The sequence below is a fragment of the Pseudomonas salomonii genome, from assembly GCF_900107155.1.
Lineage (GTDB): Bacteria > Pseudomonadota > Gammaproteobacteria > Pseudomonadales > Pseudomonadaceae > Aquipseudomonas > Aquipseudomonas salomonii.
The window spans coordinates 295282-320508 of sequence record NZ_FNOX01000002.1; the positions used below are offsets into that span (position 1 = coordinate 295282).

The following is a 25227-nucleotide window of genomic DNA, read 5'->3' on the forward strand; positions in this document are numbered from 1 at the left end:
ACTCAATACACCTCTCGCCCCGCTGGCGCGGCAGCCTGCGGCACCGCGCGGTTCGTCGCGCGTGGTTGGGCAACCCCTATCGGCACGGCCTGGGCCGCCTCAGGCAATTGAGGTACCTGCATGTCGGGCAATGCCCAGTTATGTTCCGGCTGCGAACGCCCCTGAGCGCGGCGCATGTAGTCGTACCGGTTCAGGGTGATCGCGCGCCCGGCGCCACTGTCGCGGATGATATACGGGCGCAAAAACACCATCAGGTTGGTCTTGGCGATGGCCCGCCGCTCGTTGCGAAACAGCGCCCCAAGCCCCGGAATGCTTGACAGCCACGGTACGGCTTCATTGCTCTGGCTATAGCCATCCTGGAGCAGGCCGCCCAGGACCATGATCTGTCCGTCATCGAGCAAAATACTGGTGTCGATCGCGCGCTTGTTGGTGACGATACCGGCTGACGTCGCGCTGCTGGACGCGCGCTCGTCGATGCTGCTGACTTCTTGGTAAACATCGAGCTTGACCGTGCCACCCTCGGAGATCTGCGGGCGCACATTCAGTTTCAAGCCGACTTCTTCGCGGGTGACGGTCTGGAACGGGTTGTTGCTGGTACCGCCGCCGCCCGTGACGTAGCTGCCGCTGACAAACGGAATGGTCTGCCCCACGAAAATGCTCGCGGCTTCGTTATCCAGGGTCAGCAGGTTCGGCGTCGACAGGACGTTGCTGCCGCCTTTGCTTTTCAGTGCGCGGGCCAGCACCTTGAGGTCCATGACCTTGCCAATGCCGGGCACATCCACGGTGCCGTTGATAAAGCCCAGGCTGAGGCCGCCGGGCAGCACGTCAACGCTGGTCTTGCCATTGAGGTTAAAGCCGGTACCGCCCAGGTTGGCTCCGCCGATCACGCCTTTACCAGCCAGGTTGCCGCTTTGCCACTGCACACCGAACTCGTTGGCATCGTCCTCGTTGACTTCAACGATCAGGCTTTCAATGACGACCTGGGCGCGGCGCTGGTCGAGCATGTCGATGACTTCCCGCAGGTTGCGGTACAGCGGTTCAGGGGCGGAAATCAGTAAGGTGTTGGTGGTCGAGTCCGCTTGAATGGTTACCCCGCCGGCACTGAAGGCAATGTTCTGCTCGCTCTGCTGCTCGCCGGGTTGGCCGGTGGAGCTGCTTGCCATCAACGCCGACTCATCATTGCCGTTGTTGACAGTGCCTTGGGCACTGCTCTGCCCGGCCAGGCTGCCCGTGGTAGTGGCGCCCATCGTACTGAGCACCGAACGCGCATTGTCGCCCCCTCCCTTGTCGCTTTCACCCGTGAGCAAACCGCGCAGCGACTGTGCCAGTTTCGTCGCCTGGGCATTGCGCAGGTACACCACGTGCAAGTTACTAGGGTTGGCTTGGGCGTTATCGAGCTTGTAAATCAAATTACGCGCCAATTCGGTTCGCTCCGGGCTGCCGGCACGAATCACGATGGCATTGGAGCGTGGATCGCCCACCACGGTGATTTTCTGCGTTACATCACTGCCCGGCTGTTCCAGCAGTTGCGCAACCATCTCGGCGATATCCACGGCGATACCGTTCTGAACCTGCACCACGTCAGTGTCGATGGCGCTTGGAGTATCAATGCCTGCAATCAACTGCGCCACCCGTGTGAGGTTCTCGGCGTAGTCGGTGACAACAATGGTGTTATTACCCGGATAGGCGTTGATCGGGTTGTTGGGCGAAACGATCGGGCGCAATACCGGGATCAGGTTCACTGCGTTTTCGTATTGCAGGCGAAACGTACGTGTGAGCATGCCGTTACTGCCGACGCTGTCTGCACTGTCGACCGGGCCGCCCAGCAGCTTGGCATCAGCCTCGGGCACCACCTGTGCAATGCCGCCCACATCCACGACACTGAACCCTTGCATACGTAACGTCGCCAACAGCATGTCATAGGCCTGATGCGCCGGCACTTGCCCTTCGGAGACCAGCGTGAGCGTGCCCTTGACGCGGGGGTCGACCAGAAATTGCTGACCGGTGGCGCGGGACAACGCTCGCACTACCGCTTGAATATCGGCCTCGACGAAATTCAACGTAATCGGTTGATCGCCCAAAGGCTTTCTCGGTGCTGTTTGCGTCCGACCGGCAGAGCCGTTGTGCGCGCTGCTGGTGACCTTGTGCAACGGCCGCGGTGGTCGTTCGATCTGCACTTGCGCGCGCTGCCTGTCGACCAACGCATCGCCGCTGCGCTGGGTGGTGGCCAGGGGCAATCCCAGCTCACTGTCCGGCGGCGACTGCGCTGAAGGGAGTGAGCTGCATGCGCTCAGCGCCAGCAATAGAAACGGCGCGGCCGTGCGTACATAATTGGAACCTGACCACTTCATGATGCTTCCTTAGCGCCTTGCATCTGATCCATACGGACGGTTCCTGAGAGAGTGCCAGCCGTGTTATCGGCCGTGACTTCACCCGCACGTTGCAGGCGAGCCTCGACCACTTCCAGTAAAAATTGATTGGGGTAATTCAATAGCCAGGCGATCACCGCATCGGCGGGCGCCTCTGCGAATGTCAGTTGCCAGGATGCGTCCCTGGCCTGCAATCGGTAGCGTCCTGCCAAGCCAGCAGTGTCCAGCGATTGCTGCAATGATTGTTCAAAGCTCAGCCCAGCGGGTGTCACGACCTCGCCAAGCAAGAGTTCCAGTGCCTGGTTCTGGGCGCTTAATTTCGGGGTTTCGGTTTGCCAATACTCGATGTCCTTGAGCGGCGGCCGGATCAGCAACGACCACACCAACGAGCTCGCGAGGAACACCGCCGCGCCAATCAGCACGCGCTGTTCGCGCGGGGCCAACGCCTTCCAGCGTCCTCGAAACATGACCCGCATCTGATTATTCATCGTCGCTTTCCAAGGAGGCATCACGTTCACTCGACACGGTTTGCGCCAGCCTGCCCAACGTCCAGGTGCGCTCATCGCGGTTGGCGGAGAGCCCGGCCTGGTGCAATGTCAGTTGCGCAGCCGCGTCGGCAACGGGAGGCGCCTCGTCCGTCATCCGCACTTGCAACTGACGCTGGCCGAATGTCATTTGCTCGACGCTGCCCGCCATGAACGGCAGCGCAAGCGCGGCTTGCCGCACCAGAAACGCAAAATCATGATTAGCCTGCATTGCCCCGCCCCCTTGCCGGATAGCCAGTTGCTGACGGGCCTGTTGCAAGGGATTGAGAATCACCGGCAGCTCCGGAAATGCTTGCTTTACGCGTTGACTCATTCGTTGTTTGAGCTGCTGCCCTTGCGCCACTTCGCGGGCAGCATAAAGGTTCAGCCCGGCCACCCAAATGCCAACGGCCAGTGCGCAACAGCCCAATGCCCGCCCCCAGCCTGCAGCTTGGGCGGTGCGCTTACCCACCCCGCCGTGCAGCCCCCAGCCAGGGGCTGCGCCGCTCCAGCGCTGGTAATCGACTGACCACAACAGCGTTTCGCCAGTGGCTGCTAGCGCCTGCAGAGTGTCCTCAACCAACGGTTCCACCGTCCCGTGCTCAAGGGAGAAACGCAGCAACAACTGGCCGTCCACCACACACGCACTGATCTGCCCCGCCGGTGGTATCGCCAAGCGGTAAGGTGCCGGATAAAGACCGCGCAGCTTGAGTCGATGCTGGTCCAATAGCTGACCCAGGCGATCCAGGCCAAACGTTGGCAGCCAGCTCAAATGCACCTGCCCGTCCGCGTGCCGGGCACTGTGCGCCACATGCATCTGTTCGCTGCGCGCCAGGATCAGCGCCTGCGCGGCGCAGGTGACTGCCGCACCGATACGGGCCGGTGATAGAGGCGGCAGCGCTATGCGTGTGAGTACCGTATCCATCGGGTGAAGGAAACACTCGACGACCTGAGACTTGGCGGATTGGCTCAGCTTTTCAAGGGTGCTGATGCCGGTCTGGCTGACCTGCCCCTTGCGGTCCAGGTGCGCGAACTCAAGCTCGGTCTGCGACGTCAAGGTATCCAGCGCAGGCAAGGCAATGCGCAGGCCGGTCATACGCCCAGCCTCGACCAGATGACCTTGGGCATTGCGTCTTCGGGGCGATGCAACAGCGCATTCATGTGAACACGGCGTTGGTTGCGATGGGCCTGGCCATGAAGCATGAACCACTCACTGCTGACCCCCACGCGCAGTTCGTCCACGCTCAGGTTGGGCAACTGCACGCGATTAACGAAGTCACCTCGATTGACAAACCACTGGCCGCGGTCACGCTCAGCGACCAACGCGCTGGCTTGCGACAATGACAAGCCGGGCACCACCGCCGCCAGGACCTCGGCGCTGGCAGTGTTGCTGTTGACCCAAGTGTTGACGGGAATAACGCTGACATAACGCGCCAACCGTGCCAACAGTCGCTCACTGAGACCTTCCATACCGCGTAGTTGGTCAAGTGTGCGCAGCATCGGCTGGGTGGCGGGTATCAGTTGCCCGGACTGCCCCAAGGCTGATGCAACCGGCATGCGCGGGTACGCCGCAATGACCCGCTGGCTAATGCGCTGTGCCAGGTGGGCCTCGATACCGATCATGTCGCACAGCCGTTCAAAGCTGCGCACCTGGCCAAGATCAACGTGCTCGCGGGCGACTAAATTACGGAGATTGAACTTGCCTTGCTGATCGTCAAGATGACCCTCAAATTGGCCGTCCTGCGCGGTATTGATCGGCCGCGCCCAAGGTTGGTCGAGCCGGGTCAGCGCATCATGCTCGCGGGCGTCCTTGAGCAATTGCCTGCTGACTTCCAACCCGCCCAGCAACAATGCGCTGCCCTGCACACGCGCCTGCTCAGCCTCAAGTGAACGAGTAAAAATGCTTTGGCGAGTGAGCATGCCGGCGGTGATCACAGCGACCACCGTGACGATCAGCAAGGCGCTGATAATCGCCGTACCGCGCTGTTTCGCCACTGTCGACGACCGCGATTCCATGACGGGGCTTAGAGCTGCCAGGATCCGATATCGGCATTCACGCCGTCACCATCCGGCTGGCCGTCGGCACCGAGAGAGAAGAGGTCGACCTCGCCGTTCGCGCCGGGATTCAGGTAATGGTAAGGACGGCCCCAGGGGTCGTTGGGCAGGCGTTCCAGATAAGAACGCCACTGGGTATTTTTTGCATCCGCCGGGCGCTCGACCAACACCTTGAGGCCCTGGTTCATGCTGGGATAGGTGCCGTGGTCGAGGCGATAAAGCTTGAGCGCCTGCATCAGGCCGGCGACGTCTTGCTTCGCCGCAATCGCCCGGGCCTGGTCCGGGCGGTCAAGCACTTTAGGCACGACAATCGCAGCCAGGATGCCAAGGATGACCACCACCACCATGATCTCGATCAGGGTGAAACCGTGCTGAGCGTGACGGCCGCCAGGCCCATATTTGATGCGCGCGAAATCCATATCCACCATCCTTGGTTTGATCCTAATTCGGCGCGCAGTGTAGCAAAACTAACTATCCGGATAGCAAAAATAATTGGCCACTGCCCGCCGCTCTGCGAGTGCTATCCTGCGACGTGTTTTTTACACCAAGAGTGGCCCATGGAGCTGTCGCGCAAGGAGCAAGGTTTTACGTTGATCGAGGTGCTCGTGGCCTTGGTGATCATCGCCGTCGCGATGTCGGCCGCTGTCCGCGTGGCAGGCCTGATGACCCAGAGCAACGGCTTACTGCGCGATCGTTCGATTGCTTTGTTGTCGGCTCAAGGCAGGCTCGCCGAACTGCGCCTGGACGGGCGACTCCCTTCGGGGCACAAAGGGTTTGACTGTGATCAGGGGCAATTACAGTTGCGCTGCGAACAAAACATTGCACCCGCTGCCGATGGGCGCCTATTGCGTGTCACGGTTGAGGTGTCGGAGCGCAAGCGTGAGGCGCCGCCCTTGGCGCGACTGGAGACCCTGCTGAATCCGCCAAAGGAAGCGCGCCAATGAGCGTGCTCAGGGTTGGGTCAATCGGGGTAGAACCACGGCGTCCGGCAACGTGCTGACGGTGATGCGAGTGTTCTGCGAGCCACGCTCAATGACCACGCCATCCGCCTCGATGGCCACCAGGCGAACGCCCTGGGCCAACGATTCACCCACCAGAAAGCTGCGAGGCGGCCCTTCGTTCAGGCTGAGGATCGCCACCGCTCCCCGCGCACCGGCCATCACGCCAGAGACCTTGATATCCAACGCCGCTGGCTGGTTGGAAAACCATTGCAGCGCCGTCGTATCCGGGCGAGCGGCCAAAACGGGGGGCACAACCTGCGGCGCCTGGGACTCGGCCGACGTCAGCAAGACAGAAGACCAGACCAGCACACCCGCGAGCGCCGTGGCCAACGCCACTGCCTGCAATAGCCGCGGTGCCGTTAAACGAAAAATAAAGACCAAGACAAAACCTCCCTGTTGTCCTGCCGGGCAGTCTACAGGAGAGAGCCATGACGAAGGAGCGTTGTGTCATGAACAAGGACAACCAGCGGGGCTTCACCCTGATGGAGTTGATGGTGGTGCTGGTGATCATCGGCATCGCCAGTGCAGCCATCAGCTTGAGTATTAAACCCGACCCGTTGCAGTTACTGCGCAAGGACGCCAACCAAGTGGCCCAACGGCTGCAAATCGCCCAGGCCGAAGCCCGTGCCGACGGCCGCCCAATCACCTGGCAGGCAGACAATAAAGGGTTTCACTTCAGTCGTCGCAACGAATCAGGCCACGGCTGGGATCATTTTGTGAACGACCCGCAACTGCGTCCTCGGGCCTGGGAAACCCCGTCAATGAGCGTGCGCGTAACCCCCAGGCAACGAGCGGTAGTGAATGCCGAATGGTTCGCCTCCCCTCTCCAGTTGCGGCTCTCGGATGGCCAGCACCAACTCACAGTTCAACTCACCGCGACCGGGCAAGTTCGCGTGGCGAACGAACCATGAAAACAGACCAGCACGGTTTTACGCTGATAGAGGTCATGGTGGCGATCATGCTGACGGCCATTGTCAGCCTAATCGCTTGGCGCGGCCTCGACAGCGTGAGCCGGGCCGACAGCCATCTGCAGAGCAGTACGGAACAGACCCAGGCGTTATTGCGCACATTGAACCAGTTGGAACGCGACCTGGCCCTGCGCGCCAGTATCGAACTGCGCACCCCAGGCTTGACCGAGGATGAGCAGCCCGACAACCTCCCGGCAGTCAGCGTTCGCAGCTCCGACAATCATGATTTTCAACTGGACGTCATCCGTAGCGCAGCACCTCCAGAGATCGGTTTGCAACGCGTACGCTGGTGGTTGGACGGCGACACCTTGTACCGCGCCACATCAGCGGCCAGTGACCGATACCCCTTACCTGCGCCCAAAAAAGCAGCGGCTGCGTTGTCCGGCATCAGTGACCTGCAGGTACGCTTCTGGGAAGCCGGCAAAGGCTGGCGTCAGCTCGCCGGCAACCGCAAGAACGACCCTCTTGGCCTGGAGATCAAGCTGACCCGCCAGACGCCGCAAGGGGAAGAGCGTTATCGGCAAGTAGTGGGCCCCTTGCAATAAAGTCAGTCCAGTGCTCAGCGCTGGAGTCTGGGCTTGGGGATACTGGCCGGAGGCTGATGCAAAGTCAGTGCGTCTGCAAGGCACAATCAGTTCTCCGGCAACTTCAGGCGCCAGCCCTGCCCCTCGCGGGTTATCAAGCCCCGCTGCTCAAGGGAAACCAGGTAGTTGCGATGGCCGGTTTCGCTTTTGCGCTGAAACAGCGGCAACACCCGGGGCAAGATACCGGGAGCCAGCATCACCAGGCGTGCCGTCCAGGATTCGCTCGGTCTTACGAACATCTCCAAGCGAGGTTTATCCAGCGCCTTGAGCACGGTTTGAGCCACGTCCTCGGGCATTTGCGGTGGGTCCAGGAACTGCATTTTGTTACCGTCCTCAATCGCCTCACGCATCAGCATCGGCGTTTCGGTGGCCGATGGGTTGACGATGGTGAACGTGACGCCGAGCCGTTTACCATCCAGCCCCAGGCACAGCATCGCTCCGCGCAGACCGAACTTCGACGCCGAATAAATACAGGTTTCCGGCATTGGGAATAACCCACCCACCGACACGATGGAAATCACCCGACCGTCAACAGCCTGTTGCAGCAACCCGAGGAATGCCTGAGTCAGCGCGATCGGCACCAGCATGTTGAGCTGCACTTCATGGCTGATCGATTGCATCGAGCGGACTTCGAACGGTGTGTTGCTGAGTATCCCGGCGTTATTGACCAACAGGTCCAGGCGTCCGAGGTCGTCGCGCACATGGTTGACCAGCCCTTCCAACGCCGTGGCGTCCGTCAGGTCGGCCTGGTAAGTCAGCGCCATCGGGCCGAGGGCCCTGCTTGCCTGTGCCAGGCGATCAGGGTCGATGTCCACCAGCAGGCACTTGATACCGCGCCCAATCAGCGCGGCGGCAATCGCACGGCCCAACCCATCCGCACCGCCGGTGATCAGCGCGACCCAGCCCGTAAACATCCGATTACTCGCCATGGGCGTTGGCCTCCTGCAACACCGGCGCCGGCTGGCGCGTCGCCATTGCCTGACGGCGGGACTGTTTCAGGGCATCGTAGGTATGCTCGCCCAAGGTTGGCCAGTTCAAGTCGGCGCGCAGCTTTTCCAGGTACGCAAGGAAGGCGCGCGAGTCCAGATACACCGCGTGACGGTCCGACTTGACGAATTGAATACCGCCGCTCAGATCAGGCTCGTCCCGTTGGATCAATTGGTCGAACTGCGACGCGGTCGCCGAGCCTTCAAGTTGCGCACGGAAATACGCGGCCAGGGTCAACGCCTGGGTATCGAAGGTTTTGAACGCGCTGGAGTTCTGGTCGAGGTAGCCAATGGCGCAGAGGTTCCGGTGGGTACGGCTGAACATCGACAGGTACATCAGCGGGCGCCCGTTCTTCCACTCAAAAAACTGCGCCGCGCATTCGGCCCCCCACTGATAGCCCGTCGCGCACAGCACGAGGTCGACCTGCTCGCGGGTGCCGTCCTCGAACACCACGCTGTCGCCTTCAAAGCGGTCAATGTTTTTACGCACGGCAATATTGCCGTGCTGCAAATGGTGCAGCAGTTGTGAATTGACGATCGGATGGGTTTCGAACAGCGCATGATCCGGCTTCGGCAGCCCCCAGCGCGTCGAGTCGCCGACCAACAAGCGCAACAACCCTTTGAACACCGGCCGCGCCAACCACAACGGCAAATGCGGGCCTTCGTTGAACTTGTCGACCGGCATGCCGAACACATGCTTGGGAATAAAATAGTAGCCACGACGCATGCTGATGAAGGCCTGATCGGCATGGATCGCCGCCTCGCAGGAAATGTCCGCGCCGGAATTGCCTGCACCGACCACCAGCACGCGTTTACCCTGGAACTCGCGCCCGGATTTGAACGTATTGGAGTGACGGATTTCGCCGCTGAACTCACCCCGGAATGACGGCAGGTTCGGTTTCCAGTTGGTACCGGTGGCCAATATCACCCAGCGGTAGCGCTTTACAACACCGTCGCTGAGCGTCACCCGCCAGCGGTTTTCAGGGTCTTTTTCGATCAGGCTGACCGAGGTGTTGAATTGAATCGCCTCGCGCAGGCCAAAGGCGTCGGCGAAACTCCTGAGGTAATGGGCTATTTGACGGTGCGAGGGGTAGTCCGGGTAATCGCGTGGCATGGGAAAACCGACGAAGCCGGACAGGTCACGGGAAGAGATGAAGTGCGCCGACTCGTACATCGGTGTGCCGCTGTTATTGATGTCCCAAATGCCACCCACCTGCGCGTGCCGCTCGAACTGATCGTAGCGGATGTTTTGTGCCTTCAGCGCGCGCGCCGCACTTAGACCACCCGCCCCCGAACCGATGATACAAACGCTGTCGCCCTGATCAATCACAGCGGCATTCCCGAGCGCACTCATGGCTAATTCCTTCCTTTATTGTTAGATAGGCTTTGAACCTGGAATGTAAAGCACGCATCATCCAGGCACGGGGCTTTGGCGGTCAGGAAGGGTTCTTTGCCGGACAGGTTTGTGCCTCCGATACACCTATGTTCATAAGCCACGAGTCTTGACCTATGTTCGAGTCTGCCGGTGACACCCACGACTGGACCCAGCATCCACAGCACAATGAAGCCGTGGTGGTGCCCAACGTCGCGCGAGCCTTGCTCAGCCTGGTCAGTGAAAGCGGGTTGTCCACCGAGCGCCTCTGCCGAGGACTGGGCTTCGGGTATGAGGAGCTTCTGGACCTGGACATGCGTCTGTCTTACCGCCAGACCCGCACGTTGATCACCCGCGCGCAGCGAGCCATGGGCGATCCCGCGCTGGGGATATCGACGGGGATACGGCAGACGCCAGTGTCATGGGGCTTTGCAGGGCCGGCGATGCTGACCTGCAAGACCCTCGGCGAAGCGATGAGCTACGGGCTCGAGCATCAGGGCGACACCGGTGCCTTGATGGAGCATCAAGCCCGCCGGCAAAAAGAAGCGTTGATCATTGAGGTCAAACCCAAAGTGTTTGACCTGGACATCGAGCCGTTTCTGGTGGAAGAGGCGTTTTCCAGCGTCGTGGCCATTGTGCGGCGGCTGGTGGGCCAGGGCTTCACGCCACTGCGCGTCGAACTGGCCTATTCACGCCCGGCCTATGCGGGCATCTACAGCCGGGTATTTCGCTGTCCCATCATGTTCAAGGCCGGCAAAAACCGCTTGATCAGCGAGGCGCACTGGCTGACAACGCGCTTGCCCGATTATGACGACATCACCTGTGCGCCTCTGCGCGCCAAACTCGACCAATTGCTCAACCGGGGCGTGAGTTTCGATGCGCTGATCGAAACGCTGCGCAGCTATATTCGCACCCACCTGGACGATCCGCGGGCGCTGCAGGCGTTTGCCAGCCAGATGAACATGAGTGAACGCACCCTGCGCCGCCGTCTGACAGCATCCGGGGTTTCCTATAGCGAATTGCTCGACCAGATCCGTCACGAACGCGCCCGCGACTTGCTGAGCAATACCGCCATGACCCTGGCGCAAGTTGCCCACACCCTCGGCTACAGCGACGCCCGCGTGCTGCGGCGGGCATTCAAGCGGTGGACCGGCACCTTGCCCAGCGAACAGCGCCGGCGTTGAGGATCAACCCGGTTTATTCAGTGACATGCGCGCCTCACGTTGCGCACCCGCCACCTGCTCGCCCGGCAGCTCCTTGCGCAACACCCACACGGTGAGCGACTTGGGCATGACTCTGGCCAGGCGGATCACCCACCTCATCGGCCAGGGAAACAAGTAGTCCCAGCGCTGGCTGCGCATGGCATAGAGCATATGCTCGACGGCTGCCGCTTCGGAGATTTCCAGCGGCGCTGGCATGCCATCGTTCGCCGTTTGCGCGGTGGCGACAAACCCTGGGTAGAGCGATAGAAAGCGAATGCCACGGCCGCCGAACTCGATACGGCAGGTATCGATCAGCAAGCGCAGTGCGCCCTTGGCCGCGCTGTAGGGCCCCTGCAAGGTCACACCCAGGAAACCCGCGAGGGAGTTGGTGTGCACCACGAACCCATGGCCCTGGCGACTCATCTGTTCCAGGGCCGGGAACAGGTAGTTGACCACCACATCGTAGTTCGAGCGCATGTACGCGGTGACGTCGGCGGCTTTCATCTCGCGCATATCCAGCGCAGGCGCGCCGCCGGCGTTGAGCACGATCACATCGAGCCGGCCGTAGCGCTCGACGATTTCATCCACGAGGCCGGCGGCGGCCTGTACATCCAGGGCATCCACCGCCGAGACCCGGCACTGTCCACCCTCAAGCGTGATTTCCAGTTGCAGGTCGCTCAACAATTCCTTGCGTCGGGCCGTGGCCACCACACAGGCGCCCTCCTGCGCCAGACGCACCGCCAGCCCACGACCCATGCCGGAGGATGCGCCCACCACCAACACCACTTTGCCCGCGAAACTGACGCGCTTGCTTGCCGGGCATCGGCGAAGCAAACCAACCAGGGTCAGGGCAATCAGTGAGAACACGGCGCTGACCAGCAACACGTACTGAGCGTTCTCCCCCACCACCCACTGCGACGCCATCAAGGGCCCGAAGGCGCACCCCAACAGTTGCATGCCCGGCACCAGCGCCGCGACTCGTCCCGAAGGATCAAGCTGCAGTGCGATACGGACCTGGAACGGCGTCAGCATCAGCCAGACCAGGCCAAACGCGCCGCACAACGCGAGGAATAGCCGAACGCCCATATCGGCGGAAAAATACATGCCCAGGGCAATACCGCCCAACAACACCGCGGCGACGGCCAACAATCCGAAATCCGAGACGCGGCGCACCAGCACAATCCCCAGGCACCCACCCAGGACTTGCATCAGCAATGTGCCGGAGACGAGCAGTTGTGCGTTTTGTGCATCCAGCCCCACGTATTTGCTCAGCGGCTCCAGGTAGGCCCACAACCCACCGATGGCGCTGAGTTGCATGAAGGCCAGCCCCAGCAGCAACACATGGTTGAGGCCCCATGAAAAACCCGCATCCGCGTTGCACTGTGCTTGCTGACTGGCCAGGCGGTTGGGCTGCCACCGAACCAACACCAGGGACGCCGCCGTCAGTGCCCCCAGGAACACGAAGCCAAAAGACGAGGTGCGCTGAAGCGGCAATACCCAGTATGCCAGCACCGCCGCCACCAGCGCCTGGCCGAGGGTTTGCACCACCATGAACACACCGGCGACGCGATCAGGCGCCGGCCCCTGGATGATCAAGTTGACGGTGCCCCATAACAGCAGGCCTTCGGCCAACCCGGCCAACGACCGCGTCAATGCCAGCGCACCATCCCCGGAGGTATTGGCCGTGACCAGATCCATGCCCGATGCCGCCAGAATGGCGACGACCGTGATCACGCGCAGGCTGAACACCGAACGCAATAAATCCCCCAGGACCACTCCCAAACCCAACGAAAGGATTTCGCCCATCGCGACCAGACCGACACCCTCGAGTGACAGACGGTTTTGCTCCAGCAATTCCCCCAGCAGCAAGGGTTGCAGCCCCACCATCAGCACAGCGATCGAGCCCAGCGCCAAGGCGGCGCTCAGGTGTTTACGGGAAACAGCGGACGACATGTGCATGGCGTTACACCTCTTGAAGGGTCTTTTAGTAACCACGGTTTTCCGGCGGAATTTCGCCTCGGGCAAAGCACTGCGTCGCGCGTTTCTCGTCTTTCATCAAACGACTGTTGGCCACCTGCACCACCCACCAGGGCAGCAGCGTCATCCTGACCCCGGACGCCTTGGCAAGGGTGAAGGCCTTGGCGCACTTTTCAAACAGCTGCGCATTCATCGCCATTCGCGTACCGGTGGTGCCCAGGACAGCGGGCACGCCCTTGATCAATAGTGCGTTGCCGCCGCGCTGCAAGCCCGTCGCAATGTCCTGGATCGAAGCCGCCGGGGCGCCCATATGACCAATATGCCGCGCCTGCTCATCGAACAGAATAGGCATGACCCCGCCAAAGTCCGCAAGGCTGTTGGCGAAGTCGCCCCCACCCAGCAAAATGGCGCCGACGTCCGAGCGGGCATGGTAGACCACATGGTGGGTCTGGCTGTCCCCCATGGCATGCACCGGCCAGTCGATGCGGGTGGGGACCAGGTCAGTCAACTGCCCCCACCACATGCTTTCCTTGCCTGGAATACGCAAGGAGACGCTGCCCCCCGCCTGCACCAGGCCGATGAGTCGTTGGCGCAGTTCCAGCCATTGTTGTCGCAGTACATCCTGCATCGTGTTCTCCTCACACCAGTTGGAAAACGGCGTCGAATCGCTCGAGCGCGTCGTCGATGACGTCATCGGTATCGGCCAGGCTGGTGTAGATCCGACTGCCGGCCAGCGTGATCAAGCCGTGCGCGGTGTACGCGGCGCCCATCTCTTCCATCATGTGCTTGCGTGACTTGGCCTCATTGCGCGCGCGCAGCAGCTTGAGCGGGTTGCTGGTGTCGAGCAACAGCACGCCGGAGGTCTGCAAATGCACGATCGAACCCATGTTATAGGCCACATATGGCAAGCCACGGCGATTGATGATTTCTTCCAGCCCTTTGCGCATGCGGTCGCCGGCACGCCCCGCCAGCGCCGGTGCATTCAGTTTGCGCGCCTCGAGCAGCGCGTAGTAGCCCGCCACGCAGGACAACGGGTTGGCTGACAGCGTACCGCCGACAAACGCCCGCCGCGCCGAAGTGCCGATGCCACCAGCGAGCAACTGCATGACATCCCTGCGCCCGCCGATCGCACCCGCCATGGGGTAGCCCCCGGTCAGGCACTTGCCCAGCACGGTGATGTCCGGCATCACATTGAAATACGCTTGTGCACCGCCCAGACCGGCACGGAAACCGGTGACCACTTCGTCGAAAATCAGCAGCGTATCGAACTCGTCGCACAGCTTGCGCAACTGGCGGTTGAAATCCGGATGCGCCGGACGCGTGCCGCTTTCCGGGCCGAAGGGTTCCACCATGATCGCCGCCGTGCCGCCGCGCAGGCGATTGATCTGCAAGCGCCGCCGCAACGCGTCCAGGTTATTCGGCGGGCTCTCCTGGGTGTGAGCCGTGGCGCCGCGCGGAATGCCGACGGCCTCCATGCGACCGGTGCCCGGCAAGCGCATGCCGTATACCAACTGGTCACTCCAGCCGTGATACGCCCCACCGATCTTGATCACCCATTTCTTGCGGGTATAGGCACGTGCCAGACGCACCGCCGCCATGACCGCCTCGGTACCGGAGCCCAGCAGCCGCACCATGTCGACGCCGGGCATCACTTCACAGACCAACTGCGCCAGCTTCACCTCGTATTCATGCAGCAGGCCGGTGACCGGGCCGCAGTCGTCGAGGATGCGGTTGACCTGCTCACGAATCGCCGGGTGGTTGGAGCCCAGCAAGGTCGGCCCGCCGGCCTGCAGAAAATCGATATAACGGTTGCCGTCCACATCGGTCAGGTGCGCGCCCTTGGCCTGGGCGATGGCCAGCGGGAATGGGTGGTTGAATGCCAGGTTGTGCTGCACGCCACCGGGTATGTATTTTTTCGCCTCCTCGGAGAGTCGCCGCGATCCCTGGCAGCGTTCGTCGAAGTAACCCATGACCTTGTTCAGCGCGTCGCGCTTCAAGGGTCGAATCGGTTGTTTGACCAGCGCATCGAAACGCCGATACAGCGAATCGACATCCGGCCATTGGGAAACCGCAGAGTCTGTTATCGCAGGCAGTGTGATGGGATCAAGAGGCTTGTTCATGATGGGGTCTCGGAAGAAAAGTGAGCGTCGGCTGCGCTGGACCGCGCCAGCGCATCGACCAGGCGTGCCACGGCGGCGGGTGACTGTGATTGGGTGCGAGACTGTTCGTTGATGTGACGCAGCAGGTAGTCACGGCAGAACGTTTCCAGATCCTCGAGGCGCGCCAGGGTCGTCTCGATATCCGGGCCACAGCACAGCACACCGTGGTTGCGCATCAGGTAGGCGTTGTAGTCCCAGCGAATGGTGCGGCCGAACTTGCCGGCCAACCAGTTGGAGCCGGAGGGCGCGTACCCCACCATGGGAATATGTTTGCCCAGGGAGTCCCACAGCTTGGGGTCCGGGACATCCAGAGGTTCCCCGAGCAAGGTGCAGGCGCTGGCGACGGGTTGATGGGTATGGATGCTGCACTGCACATCCGGGCGGGCGCGCAGGATCTTTGCATGCAAACCGCTTTCGACCGTTGGCGCGCGGTCACCGGAGAGCTGTGCCAAATCCTTGAGGCGCAGCACGCAGACATCCTCGGGGCGCATGGTGAAATAGTCGGTGGCCGACGGCGTAACAGCGATGTGCTGCGCATCGATGCGCAATGCGAGATTGCCTCCCGTCGCCGCAAAAAAACCGCGGTGGCACAGATGCTGTGAAAGCTCGACGATTTGTTGTTGCACATGACTCATGAGGCAGTCTCCTGTGTGGGGTTCAGGCGTCGATACAGCGGCGCGAGGCGCTTGCGGACCTCCTGGAACGTTGCGAATTGATCGTCATATAGCGCGCGAGTGACCCGGGATGGCTCAAACAGGCGGTGGGGGCGTTTGAGACTCGGAAGGTCGTGAAACTGCAACTTGCCCAACGCCACCGCCGCAATAAATGCAGCCCCGCGGGCGTTGGTCTGGATCGCGTTCTGCGGCTGCTGGATAACGCGCCCGCAGACGTCGGCCATGATCTGGCACCACACCTCGGACTGGGCGCCGCCACCGGTCGCTACGATCACGTCGCTGGGTTGGCCGAGAAAGCGCGCGAACGGTTCGAACATCCAGCGCGTATTGAGCGCGACTCCTTCCATGAAGGCGCGAATGATGTCTTCCCGTGAGTGCTCCAACTTCAGGTTGAACAAGCCGGCGCGCAGGCTCGGATCACTGATTGGCGAGCGTTCGCCACACAGCCACGGCGTGTAGATCAACCCTCTCGAGCCCGGCGGCACCCGTGCCGCGATCCGGTCGAGCAAGGCGTAGACGTCCGGCTGCTGTTCATCACTGAGCAGCTCATCCGGGTGGTACAGCACCTTGTCGCGTAAAAACGAAAGGTTCGCCCCCGCAGCCGACTGCATGGCCATCGCCAGGTAGCGGCCATTAACGGCACTGGGCACCGCAGCGATGTGGTGACGCACGCTGGTTTTTTTGAACGGGACGTGTGCGCCCACCCACGACGAGGTGCCCAGGTACAGGTGCGGGGCAAAGTCACTGACAGTGGCACCAACGGCCACCGCCGAGGTGTCGACGGCTCCCGCTACCACTTGCGTGGTGCGCGCCAGTCCGAGCATTTCGGCAAGCTCCGGGCGCAGCGTGCCGATAACATCCGTGGAGCGGACCAGCTCAGGCAGTTTGCCAGCCTCGATTCCCAGCGCCTTGACCAGGCCGTCGTCGTAGCGGATGCGATGGGGGTCGCGGTTGTCGGTGATCCATGCTGTCAGCATCGAGTCGCTGGTGGCGCAATAGCGACCCGACAGGCGCAGGTTCATGTAGTCGAGCACATTGAGAAACTTGTGGGTTCGCTCATAGCGCTGCGGCTCGTGATCAAGGATGTAAGCCATGTGCCCGGCGGCATCCATGCCGGACAACGAGGCCACGCCCCCGGTCAGGCGCAACGAACGCCAGAGTTTGAGCGGCCCGTACCCGGCCAGGCTGAACCGCCCTCCTCCCATGCGCTTTTTGACCGCGCCTGCGCCCCGCTTGTCCAGCCACAACATCGCACGCCCAATGGCAACGCCGTCCTGATCCACACACACCGTTCCTTCGCCCTGTGTCGAACAACACACCGCGATCACCTGGCGCCGCCGGACGGGGTCGGCGCTGAGCAGTTCGTTGGCGCCGCGCAGAAAGGCATTCCACCAATCCTGCGGTTCCTGCTCGACGCTCAACCCGCTCACATGCAACGGTACACTGTGAAACGCCCACGCCCGAATCTCGCCTTCCAATGAAACCAGCGCGCACTTGCAACCAGAGGTGCCGAGGTCCACCGCGAGGACGAGTTGCTCCAGACCGGTGGCCACCTGAGGCGTCCGGGATAAGAAAAGCGAAGTCATAAAGGTCTACTCAGAAAGTACGTGAAATCGATGCGACCCAGCGGTTCTCATCCGTGGCGCGTACATGCCCGTTGTCCTCGGCCATATACAACTCACGCGCCCGTGTCTTTGCGGTCACCCAGTCGAGCCCCCAGTCGAAGCCCCACAAGTGATGGATTAGGCCAACGCCGTAGTCAGCCGCATTGGCTTCGGAGAAATTAACGATTTGCTGATAACCCGCATGCAGCTTCAGCGTGGTGTTCATGCCGAATGCGTATTTGTAGTCCAGGTCATAGAGCATGCTGCCACGGGAGTTGCGGTCGCCCTTGGCGTAGCATTCCAAGCCCTTGGTGGGATCGTCGCGGAACTGCAACTGGGCCCCGCACACACCGCCGGTGTTGGCACCACGGTAAGTTTTGGACAATACCCGCGCGACTCGACCTTCAAACGCGCCGTAACCGATTTCCAACACGGCGAACTGGCTGTTGTAGTTGGTCGTACGCTCATCGGTGGGCGTGAAGGTGTCGAAGTCAAATTTGTTGGGTGCCTTGAACTGCGCACCGGGGAACATCTCTGCCGCCAAACCCACACCGTAATGCCAAGCCTCCGGATCGCCGAAGCGATAACCGCCCGCGAGCAGGACGCCAAGGCCGTCACCTTCAAGAAACTGCTTTTTGTTGACAGTGGTGAATTCGGCCAGTGCCACCAACCCTGATTCATGGGCGACTTGAATGGTGACTCTGGCACCCGGCCGATTCAACGAATCCGAGACGCCCCGGGTCCTGACATCGGATACGGCCTTGGCCGTGACATCGATTGCATAGCTGGCCATCTCGTCGGCGAACGCCAAGGAGGGGCTGACGACAGGCCACAGCAAAGCAGCCATCAGATAATGGTGTGTAGTTGCACGCATGAGGCTCTCCCACAAGAAAGGTCAGATTTACAAAGTGCAAACCGGAGTAGGAGGCAGTGAGGCAATGCGCTCGAATTGCTCTGTCTTACCGAGGATCTCGGTACCGACAAAAGCCCGGACATTGAGGTACCCCTCTTTGATCCGAACGACGCCTTTGTATTTTTTATGATCGCGGGGATCAAACACCCAGCCATCGCGCCACGCTTCCTGGTCGAAACGATCCAGTTGCATGATCTGTACGCCGCAATCGCTGGTGGTGGAGGCCACGTCCTTGACCCAGACGACCTTTCCACACAGCGCGCCGGGCTTGTCGGCGCATTCGTCTACCTTGACCACCGCATCCTTTTCCGACGTGAGCCACAGGCCCTTGGCCTCCTGTGGGCCCGCCGCCGCATAACCGCTGGAGCAGCACACCAGTGCCAGTGAAAGGAACAGCCAATGCCGCGCGTTCATAGTCGTCACCTGTATTTTTTGTTTTAAGAGACCGTCACACTAACGACGCATCGGTTATGATAGTCATCGCTACACGATAGTTATAACTACCATTAAGAGCATCAGCAACATTTTTTTTCATTTTGATAAGCTGATTCTTCAACCTTTTTTTGCTAGGTACCTATGACCAAGCCCAACACCGCCAGCGCCCGCGCCGCTAACGCCGGGAAAAAACAGGATCACAAGAAACCGCCTGCACAGCAGCGCAGCACTGAGACCTACGAGCGGATTCTCGTCGCGACCGCGCAAACCCTGTGTGATGTGGGAATAGAACGTCTGTCCACCAACCTGGTCTGCGAATGTGCCGGGCTGACCCCGCCAGCGCTGTACCGCTACTTTCCGAACAAGTACGCGCTGCTGACGGTATTGGGGGAGCGCCTGCTGGAAAAACAGAACGGGCTGATCGATAACTGGATCACTCCGCAGCTGTTGTCCGGGCCGCCAGAGGCGTTGGAGTCAGCGCTCGCCGATCTGATCCTGGAGACCTATCGGGTCACGGAGGCGACACTGGGCGGCATGTGGATCCTCAAAGGGCTGCGCGCGGTACCGGCGCTGGAGCATGTAAGGATTGACTCACACCGAAAAGTCTCCGGCGCACAGGCCGAAATCCTCGCGGCCGTGTTTCCCCAGGCGGATCCTCAAGAACTGGCCACCGCTGCCCGTGTGGCGGTGGAGATGATCCACGCGACGATCGAACTGCTGTTTGACGAATCCATGGACCCCAAGAGCGTCTGCGCTATGGTCGCGTCGATGATTGTCAGCCATCTGGATCGGTTGGCCCCTGTCACGAGAGTGTGAAGTGGAATGCGAGCATGGCCGGTGAGAACCTGTTGCCCGGCCGGATCGCACCTTCATCGACACCCGCGGGCGCTTTACCCTCTTAACAGCGAGACCACACGCCTCCTTACCTACCGCTGAACTCATTGGGTCCTTCATGCGCCGTGTCGAAACCGCCCCACTGCCACCTGTTCGCGATTATGCCTATTACCATCAGGTACTGGCCGGGGTGCAGTTACCCGCAGCATTGATTGACCTGGATGCACTGACGATCAACCTTCAGTGCCTGGGCAAACGGGCCGGGCACCTGCCCGTGCGGCTAGTGACAAAATCCATACGCTCGGTGGAGATGATTCGCACAATCATGGCAACCGGGTCGTTCATGCAGGGCCTGCTGTGCTACAGCGCTGCAGAGGCCGCCTGGCTGGCTGGCCTGGGTTTCGACGATATCGTGGTGGCTTACCCGACGGTCGATGAGCGCAGCCTGGTCAAAGTCGCCTGTCAATTGCGGCGAGGACGCTCGATCACGCTGATGGTCGACAACCGGACCCAGGTGCTGGCGATCAACGAGATAGCCATGACCGAGGGTGTGGTCATGCCGTTGGCGATCGATCTGGATATGTCGTCTGATTTTCCTGGGCTGTACTTTGGCGTACACCGCTCCCCGATCAACGACGTGGCAAGTGCACTCGGACTGGCCGCCGATATCGCCTCGAACCAAGGCGTCATGCTGAAAGGGCTGATGGGTTATGAAGGGCAAATTGCCGGACTGATGGATGCGGTGCCAGGCCAAGCCGTCAAGAATAGAATCATCCGGTTTCTCAAAAGCCGCTCCATAGCCGAAGTTAATAAACGCCGGGAGCAGGTTGTGCAAGCGTTGCGCAAAGCCGGCCACACCCTGCAGTTTGTAAACGGCGGCGGCACGGGCAGTTTTGAAAGCACCCGCCAGGATCCTTCGGTCACCGAGTTGGCAGCCGGCTCCGGCCTGTACGCACCGACCTTGTTTGACCACTACCAAGCCTTTGAACTGAAGCCTGCCGCCGGGTTTGCCTTGCCCGTGACACGCACCCAGGCCCCCGGCGTGATGGTGTGCTCAGGCGGTGGTTACATCGCCTCTGGGCCCGCGGGCAAGGACCGATTGCCCCAGCCCTGGCTACCCAGCGGCTGTCGCTTGATCGACAACGAGGCCGCCGGCGAAGTCCAGACCCCACTGCAACACACCCTGAGCCAAGCATTGAACCTCGGCGACCCGGTGCTGTTTCGTCACGCCAAGGCGGGCGAGCTGTGTGAGCGTTTCGATGAACTGCTGGTGATCAGCAATGGGCGCGTGGTGGATCGCGTGCCGACTTACCGCGGCGAGGGCAAAAATTTCTTCTGACGACTCGCGCACGCTCACATCCCCTCTCTGGCATCTTGCCCAAGGATTACCGTCATGAATCAGCCTGTCAGCAGCATGCCCAATTCGCTTGAGCCTGTGCCGTTACTCAATGAACTGTTCACGGCCCAACAAGCCGCCGTGCATGCCCAGGGCGCCCCGACCTACGCGCAGCGCATCGCCGCCTTGAACGCGGTGTTGCGCCTGGTCACCGATCATCATGACTCACTGCTGGAAGCAGTATGCGCGGATTTCGGCAACCGCTCGTTCGCCGAGACCCAACTCAGTGAGCTGATGCCTATCGTCAACGGCATCAAGCATATCCGCGCGCATCTCAAAGGCTGGATGCGCCCCAGCAAACGCAAGGTGGGCATCGCCTTCAAGCCCGCATCGGCCAAGGTGATCTATCAACCGTTGGGCGTGGTGGGCATTCTGGCGCCCTGGAACTACCCGTTGACGCTGACCCTGGCGCCGCTGGTGGAAGCGCTGGCAGCAGGCAATCGGGTGATGATCAAACCGTCGGAGCTGACCCCGCGCACCGCCGCGTTGCTGCAATACTTGGTGGCCAAGACGTTTCCCGCCGACCAGGTCACCGTGGTCATCGGCGACGCGCAATTGGCCAGCCGCTTCAGCGAATTGCCGTTCGATCACTTGCTATTTACCGGTTCTACCCAGGTCGGGCGTCTGGTGATGGCGGCCGCAGCGCGCAACCTGACCCCGGTGACCCTGGAGCTGGGAGGCAAATCACCGGTGGTGCTGACGGCCGATTTCCCGCTGAAGAAGGCTGCGCGCATGATCGCCATCGGCAAGTTGTTCAACGCCGGGCAAACCTGCGTCGCTCCCGATTACGTGCTGGTGCCGCGTCAGCTGGTCGAGCGCTTTGCCACCGAATGGCTGGCGGCGGCCAAACAGCTGTACCCCAGCATCGACGGCAACCAGGACTACACTTCGATTATTTCGCGACGTCACTATGAACGCCTGTTGAACCTGGTGGATCAGGCCATCGTGGCGGGGGCCAAGGTATGGCAGGACAGCGCGTTCGATAAGACCACCGAGCGCAAAATCCCACCGACCCTGTTGACCGACGTGCCGTTGAACACCGACATCATGCGCGAGGAAATCTTCGGGCCGCTGTTGCCGGTGGTCGCCTATGACAGCCTCGACGAGGCGCTGGCATTTATCAACACACGCCCCAAACCCCTGGCGCTGTACTGCTTTTCCAATGATCGAAATTGCATTGAACACGTGGTGCAGCACACCCGCTCGGGCGGTGTGACGATCAACGGCACCATGCTGCATGCCACACAGGACGACCTGCCCTTCGGTGGCGTCGGTGACAGCGGCACGGGTGCCTACCATGGCTATGAAGGGTTTGTGCGCCTGTCCCATGCGCGCGGCGTATTCAAGCTGAGCCCCTTCAATATGTCCGACAAGGTCGCAGCACCGTATGGGCGGCTGACCCGCCTGGTCACCCGCCTGATGCTAGGCAAGTAAGCGCGCCACAAGGAGTACGGCATGCTCGGTCCCCTACGGCACACCGCCGACTTACCGGTCAACCTGCTGCGCAGTCTGGCGGATCTAATTGTGCAACTGGGCCTGGACCCGAATCGACTGTGCCTGGGTTTAGGCTTCAACATCGCTGACCTGGCCAACCCGCAAAGTCGCGTCTCGATTCGTCAGGCCTGCCTGATGATCAAGCGCGCTCTGGACATGACCAAGGGGCGCGACAGAGGACTGGGCCTGGACATGAGCACGACCGAGTCCATCGCCTCCATGGGCCTGGTGGGTTATGCCATGTTGACCAGCGCTACCCTCGGTAGCGCGATAGCCCTGGGCATCGACATGCAGAAACAGACCGGCGCGCTATTGAGCTTCGAGAACCTCGAATCCCCAGGGCATATTACGCTCCAGGTCACCTGCCCGTTTCATGAGCCCGAGATCCTGATCTTTCTGGTGGAGGAAGCCTTCGGCGTGTTCTTGAACGTTGCGCGTACCCTGGCAGGCCCGGCGTTCAGCCCGTCGTCGATCGAACTGAGTTACCCACGGCCCGCCTACGCCGCCCATTATGAAAACCTGTTCAGATGCCCGGTGCACTTTGACCGCAAGGACAATCTGTTTGTCTGCGCCAAGCACTGGGCCAATACCCCCATCGGCACCCACAATGCGTTGAGTAATCGACAAGTCATGGAGTTGTTGGAAATGAGTGACGGCCGGGGCGGCGAAATTGAGTTCGTCGAATCCGTCGAGCGCATTCTGCGTCGCGATCTGCGCACATCCCTCAGTTTGTCAGCGGTCGCTTCTCAGTTGTGCATGAGCGAACGCACCTTGCGCCGGCGTCTGGCGCAGAACGAGATGTCCTATCAAGCCATTCTGGATGATCTGCGCAAGAAGCGTGCCCTTTCTTTATTGGGCAATGTACGCATGACGCTGGATGAGGTGGCTTTTGAAGTGGGCTTCAGCGACGCGCAGAACTTCCGCAAGGCGTTCAAGCGCTGGACCGGGCACGGCCCGCGACAAACGCGCGCTTGACTGCCGTCACTTTCGTGGCTTTTGACTGAACGCTTCCAACCGCAAGCCATGCCATGCGATCGCCAGCAGGCGTAAACGACGCGGCCCATACAGCGCCTGAATGAAGCGTTCGAACAACTTGAATTTGCGTGATGTGTAGGGGTACCAATTGGCCTCGATCTTGCTCCCGGCCTTGTCAATCAGTACGGCCTTGCTACGGGTGAACCCAAGCAGCCCTTCCGGCCCACGCAGTTTGCCGAAGCCACTTTTCTTCGCGCCGCCAAATGGCAAGCCTGGGTTGCCTTCGCTCATGTTGACGTTGTTGATCGACACTCCGCCGACCTCCAGTGCGCCGGCCACCCGCAACGCGCGCTGCGTGTCGGCGGTAAACACACTGGCACATAGGCCATAGTCAGTGTCATTGGCCAGCTCAATGGCGTGCGCTTCGCTGGTGAAGGCCATGACCGGCAATACCGGACCGAAGGTTTCCTCGTTCCACACCCGCATCGCCGGCGTGACACGGTCCAGAATGATCGGCTGCACAGTCAGGGAGTTCGCGCTGGGTACGGCACCGAATCTCAGGCGCGCGCCAAGACTCAGGGCGTCTTGCACATGCTCAATGACCTTGTCACGCTGAAAGCCGACGGTCATGCGCCCGACGTCGGCGTCGCCTTTATCGCCAACGCGCACGACGAGCTTTTGCGCCTCCTTGACCAGGCTATCGACGAAACGATCCTGCACGCTGTGCTCTACCAACAGGCGCTCCACACCGCTGCAGGATTGCCCGGCGTTGGTGAAGCCGCCCCACAGCGCGCCAGCCACCGAGCGCGCCATGGGTGCATCGGCAAACACGATCATCGGATCTTTGCCACCCAGCTCCAGCTCCACCGGAATCAATTCACGACTGGCCTGAGCCATGATCTTGCTGCCGGTGGGGCCACTGCCGGTAAAAAAGATCTTCGCCGGCTGCTGCTCGATCAACGCCGAACCCAGGCTGCCGGCGCCGTACACCACTCGGACCAGGCTCTGGAGTACCGATGAACACGCCAGGACCTGTTCGATCAATCCCTTGCAGGGAGCGTGTTCGGAGGGTTTATACACCACGGCATTGCCCGTAACGATCGCGGCCGCGATGCCGGTGATTGCGTTGTGGAAGGGGTAATTCCAGGGGCATATGATCAGGACGACGCCCAGGGGCTCATGCAGCAGCAACGACTGCTTGCCCAACAACGTAATCGGCGTTTTGACCTTTTCAGGCTTCAGCAGCCGCTCGGCATTTTTCTCCAGCCAGTTGAGCCAATCAATGGTGCCGAGAATCTCCGCAACCAGTGCATCCGTTCGACACTTGCCCACCTCCTCCATGACCCGCGCGATGATCATTGAGCGATGGGCCAGAATCGTTTGTTTAAGCTTGGACAGTTCGGCCAGGCGCTCCTTGGTGGACAGCAGAGAGTGAGCGCGCAAAGCCGTGCGGGCGTTTGTGAATGCCATCCGGGCAACCTCGGCCTCATACGGCAGCACGTTGTCGCGCGGGCGCGGTTTGAATTCATCGGGAGTGTTCATTCAACGTTCCTCGGAATCATCGGCCAATCTTCAAGGTAACTGACCGCAAGCCTCTGAAGCAGGGTTGAGACGGACGAAAACCGGTTAAATACGGCTATTTGCCAGCGCCCAACTGAACCTCAGCTGAAGACAATCGCTATCGCGATTAAACCGTTTGATTAAT

General features: G+C 61.0%; 24 protein-coding genes. 8 read left to right on the forward strand and 16 right to left on the reverse strand.

The window, feature by feature from the left end:
* Positions 1 to 2 precede the first annotated feature (2 nt).
* Genes gspD through gspG form a run of 5 tightly spaced genes read right to left on the reverse strand, consistent with a single transcriptional unit; the run spans position 3 to position 5367 of the window.
* A complete protein-coding gene (gspD, locus tag BLV67_RS05335; RefSeq protein ID WP_069787614.1) occupies positions 3 to 2351 on the reverse strand; it encodes a type II secretion system secretin GspD in 2349 nt (782 codons plus the stop codon).
* Positions 2348 to 2857, reverse strand: coding sequence for a type II secretion system protein GspM (gene gspM / locus BLV67_RS05340; protein WP_069787615.1), 510 nt, complete (start codon positions 2855 to 2857; stop codon positions 2348 to 2350). The genes gspD and gspM overlap by 4 nt, the downstream gene beginning before the upstream one ends.
* Positions 2850 to 3989: a type II secretion system protein GspL gene (gene gspL / locus BLV67_RS05345; RefSeq protein WP_069787616.1), complete on the reverse strand. Its 1140-nt coding sequence runs from the start codon at positions 3987 to 3989 to the stop codon at positions 2850 to 2852. The genes gspM and gspL overlap by 8 nt, the downstream gene beginning before the upstream one ends.
* The gene (gene gspK, locus BLV67_RS05350; protein WP_069787617.1) at positions 3986 to 4909 is read right to left on the reverse strand and encodes a type II secretion system minor pseudopilin GspK; all 924 of its coding nucleotides are present in this window, start codon (positions 4907 to 4909) and stop codon (positions 3986 to 3988) included. The genes gspL and gspK overlap by 4 nt, the downstream gene beginning before the upstream one ends.
* A gap of 8 nt (positions 4910 to 4917) precedes the next feature.
* A complete protein-coding gene (gene gspG, locus BLV67_RS05355; RefSeq protein WP_069787618.1) occupies positions 4918 to 5367 on the reverse strand; it encodes a type II secretion system major pseudopilin GspG in 450 nt (149 codons plus the stop codon).
* Positions 5368 to 5505: 138 nt separating this feature from the next.
* On the opposite strand from gspG, the gene gspI reads away from it, so the two are divergent.
* Positions 5506 to 5892, forward strand: a complete 387-nt coding sequence (gspI, locus tag BLV67_RS05360; RefSeq protein WP_069787619.1) for a type II secretion system minor pseudopilin GspI — start codon at positions 5506 to 5508, stop codon at positions 5890 to 5892.
* 6 nt (positions 5893 to 5898) lie between these two features.
* Here gspI and BLV67_RS05365 read toward each other — a convergent pair whose 3' ends face one another.
* Positions 5899 to 6330: a type II secretion system protein N gene (locus BLV67_RS05365; protein WP_069787620.1), complete on the reverse strand. Its 432-nt coding sequence runs from the start codon at positions 6328 to 6330 to the stop codon at positions 5899 to 5901.
* Between the two features lie 68 nt (positions 6331 to 6398).
* On the opposite strand from BLV67_RS05365, the gene gspH reads away from it, so the two are divergent.
* Together gspH and gspJ are read left to right on the forward strand one after the other, a co-directional pair.
* A complete protein-coding gene (gene gspH, locus BLV67_RS05370; RefSeq protein WP_069787621.1) occupies positions 6399 to 6860 on the forward strand; it encodes a type II secretion system minor pseudopilin GspH in 462 nt (153 codons plus the stop codon).
* Complete coding sequence (gene gspJ, locus BLV67_RS05375) at positions 6857 to 7462, forward strand: type II secretion system minor pseudopilin GspJ (protein WP_069787622.1); 606 nt, start codon at positions 6857 to 6859, stop codon at positions 7460 to 7462. The genes gspH and gspJ overlap by 4 nt, the downstream gene beginning before the upstream one ends.
* 86 nt (positions 7463 to 7548) lie before the next feature.
* Here the strand turns inward: gspJ and BLV67_RS05380 are convergent, their stop codons facing one another.
* Together BLV67_RS05380 and BLV67_RS05385 are read right to left on the reverse strand one after the other, a co-directional pair.
* Complete coding sequence (locus BLV67_RS05380) at positions 7549 to 8430, reverse strand: SDR family NAD(P)-dependent oxidoreductase (RefSeq protein WP_069787623.1); 882 nt, start codon at positions 8428 to 8430, stop codon at positions 7549 to 7551.
* Positions 8420 to 9841, reverse strand: a complete 1422-nt coding sequence (locus tag BLV67_RS05385; RefSeq protein WP_069787624.1) for a flavin-containing monooxygenase — start codon at positions 9839 to 9841, stop codon at positions 8420 to 8422. Before BLV67_RS05385 ends, BLV67_RS05380 begins: the two co-directional genes overlap by 11 nt.
* Before the next feature lie 155 nt (positions 9842 to 9996).
* Between BLV67_RS05385 and BLV67_RS05390 the strand changes: the two genes are divergently transcribed.
* Entirely contained in the window at positions 9997 to 11043 is a 1047-nt protein-coding gene (locus BLV67_RS05390; RefSeq protein ID WP_069787625.1) for an AraC family transcriptional regulator, read from the forward strand.
* A 3-nt stretch (positions 11044 to 11046) separates the two neighbouring features.
* Here the strand turns inward: BLV67_RS05390 and BLV67_RS33100 are convergent, their stop codons facing one another.
* From BLV67_RS33100 to BLV67_RS05425, 7 genes are read right to left on the reverse strand one after another with little or no spacing between them, the layout of a single operon-like run.
* Positions 11047 to 13020 carry an SDR family NAD(P)-dependent oxidoreductase gene (locus BLV67_RS33100; protein ID WP_069787626.1) on the reverse strand — a complete coding sequence of 658 codons (1974 nt, stop codon included), beginning with the start codon at positions 13018 to 13020 and terminating at the stop codon, positions 11047 to 11049.
* Between the two features lie 25 nt (positions 13021 to 13045).
* The gene (locus BLV67_RS05400) at positions 13046 to 13666 is read right to left on the reverse strand and encodes a hypothetical protein (protein ID WP_069787627.1); all 621 of its coding nucleotides are present in this window, start codon (positions 13664 to 13666) and stop codon (positions 13046 to 13048) included.
* A 10-nt stretch (positions 13667 to 13676) separates the two neighbouring features.
* Positions 13677 to 15158, reverse strand: coding sequence for an aspartate aminotransferase family protein (locus tag BLV67_RS05405; protein ID WP_069787628.1), 1482 nt, complete (start codon positions 15156 to 15158; stop codon positions 13677 to 13679).
* Entirely contained in the window at positions 15155 to 15832 is a 678-nt protein-coding gene (locus tag BLV67_RS05410) for a class II aldolase/adducin family protein (RefSeq protein WP_069787629.1), read from the reverse strand. Before BLV67_RS05410 ends, BLV67_RS05405 begins: the two co-directional genes overlap by 4 nt.
* Positions 15829 to 17457 (reverse strand): xylulokinase, encoded by a 1629-nt coding sequence (locus tag BLV67_RS05415; protein WP_069787630.1) that lies wholly within the window; start codon positions 17455 to 17457, stop codon positions 15829 to 15831. The genes BLV67_RS05410 and BLV67_RS05415 overlap by 4 nt, the downstream gene beginning before the upstream one ends.
* Positions 17458 to 17467: 10 nt before the next feature.
* A complete protein-coding gene (locus tag BLV67_RS05420) occupies positions 17468 to 18349 on the reverse strand; it encodes a TorF family putative porin (RefSeq protein ID WP_069787631.1) in 882 nt (293 codons plus the stop codon).
* Between the two features lie 27 nt (positions 18350 to 18376).
* Positions 18377 to 18802 carry a DUF2147 domain-containing protein gene (locus BLV67_RS05425; protein ID WP_069787632.1) on the reverse strand — a complete coding sequence of 142 codons (426 nt, stop codon included), beginning with the start codon at positions 18800 to 18802 and terminating at the stop codon, positions 18377 to 18379.
* 162 nt (positions 18803 to 18964) lie between these two features.
* Here BLV67_RS05425 and BLV67_RS05430 point away from each other — a divergent pair, with 162 nt between their 5' ends.
* The 4 genes from BLV67_RS05430 to BLV67_RS05445 all read left to right on the forward strand — a co-directional run bounded on the left by BLV67_RS05430 (position 18965) and on the right by BLV67_RS05445 (position 23522).
* Positions 18965 to 19639, forward strand: coding sequence for a TetR/AcrR family transcriptional regulator (locus tag BLV67_RS05430; RefSeq protein WP_069787633.1), 675 nt, complete (start codon positions 18965 to 18967; stop codon positions 19637 to 19639).
* A gap of 136 nt (positions 19640 to 19775) precedes the next feature.
* Positions 19776 to 20996: an amino acid deaminase/aldolase gene (locus BLV67_RS05435; RefSeq protein WP_069787634.1), complete on the forward strand. Its 1221-nt coding sequence runs from the start codon at positions 19776 to 19778 to the stop codon at positions 20994 to 20996.
* A gap of 54 nt (positions 20997 to 21050) precedes the next feature.
* The gene (locus tag BLV67_RS05440) at positions 21051 to 22487 is read left to right on the forward strand and encodes a coniferyl aldehyde dehydrogenase (protein ID WP_069787635.1); all 1437 of its coding nucleotides are present in this window, start codon (positions 21051 to 21053) and stop codon (positions 22485 to 22487) included.
* Positions 22488 to 22508: 21 nt separating this feature from the next.
* On the forward strand, positions 22509 to 23522 hold the full coding sequence (locus BLV67_RS05445) for an AraC family transcriptional regulator (RefSeq protein ID WP_069787636.1): 1014 nt from the start codon (positions 22509 to 22511) through the stop codon (positions 23520 to 23522).
* Positions 23523 to 23528: 6 nt separating this feature from the next.
* Here BLV67_RS05445 and BLV67_RS05450 read toward each other — a convergent pair whose 3' ends face one another.
* Positions 23529 to 25064, reverse strand: coding sequence for an aldehyde dehydrogenase family protein (locus tag BLV67_RS05450; protein WP_069787637.1), 1536 nt, complete (start codon positions 25062 to 25064; stop codon positions 23529 to 23531).
* Positions 25065 to 25227: the final 163 nt, after the last annotated feature.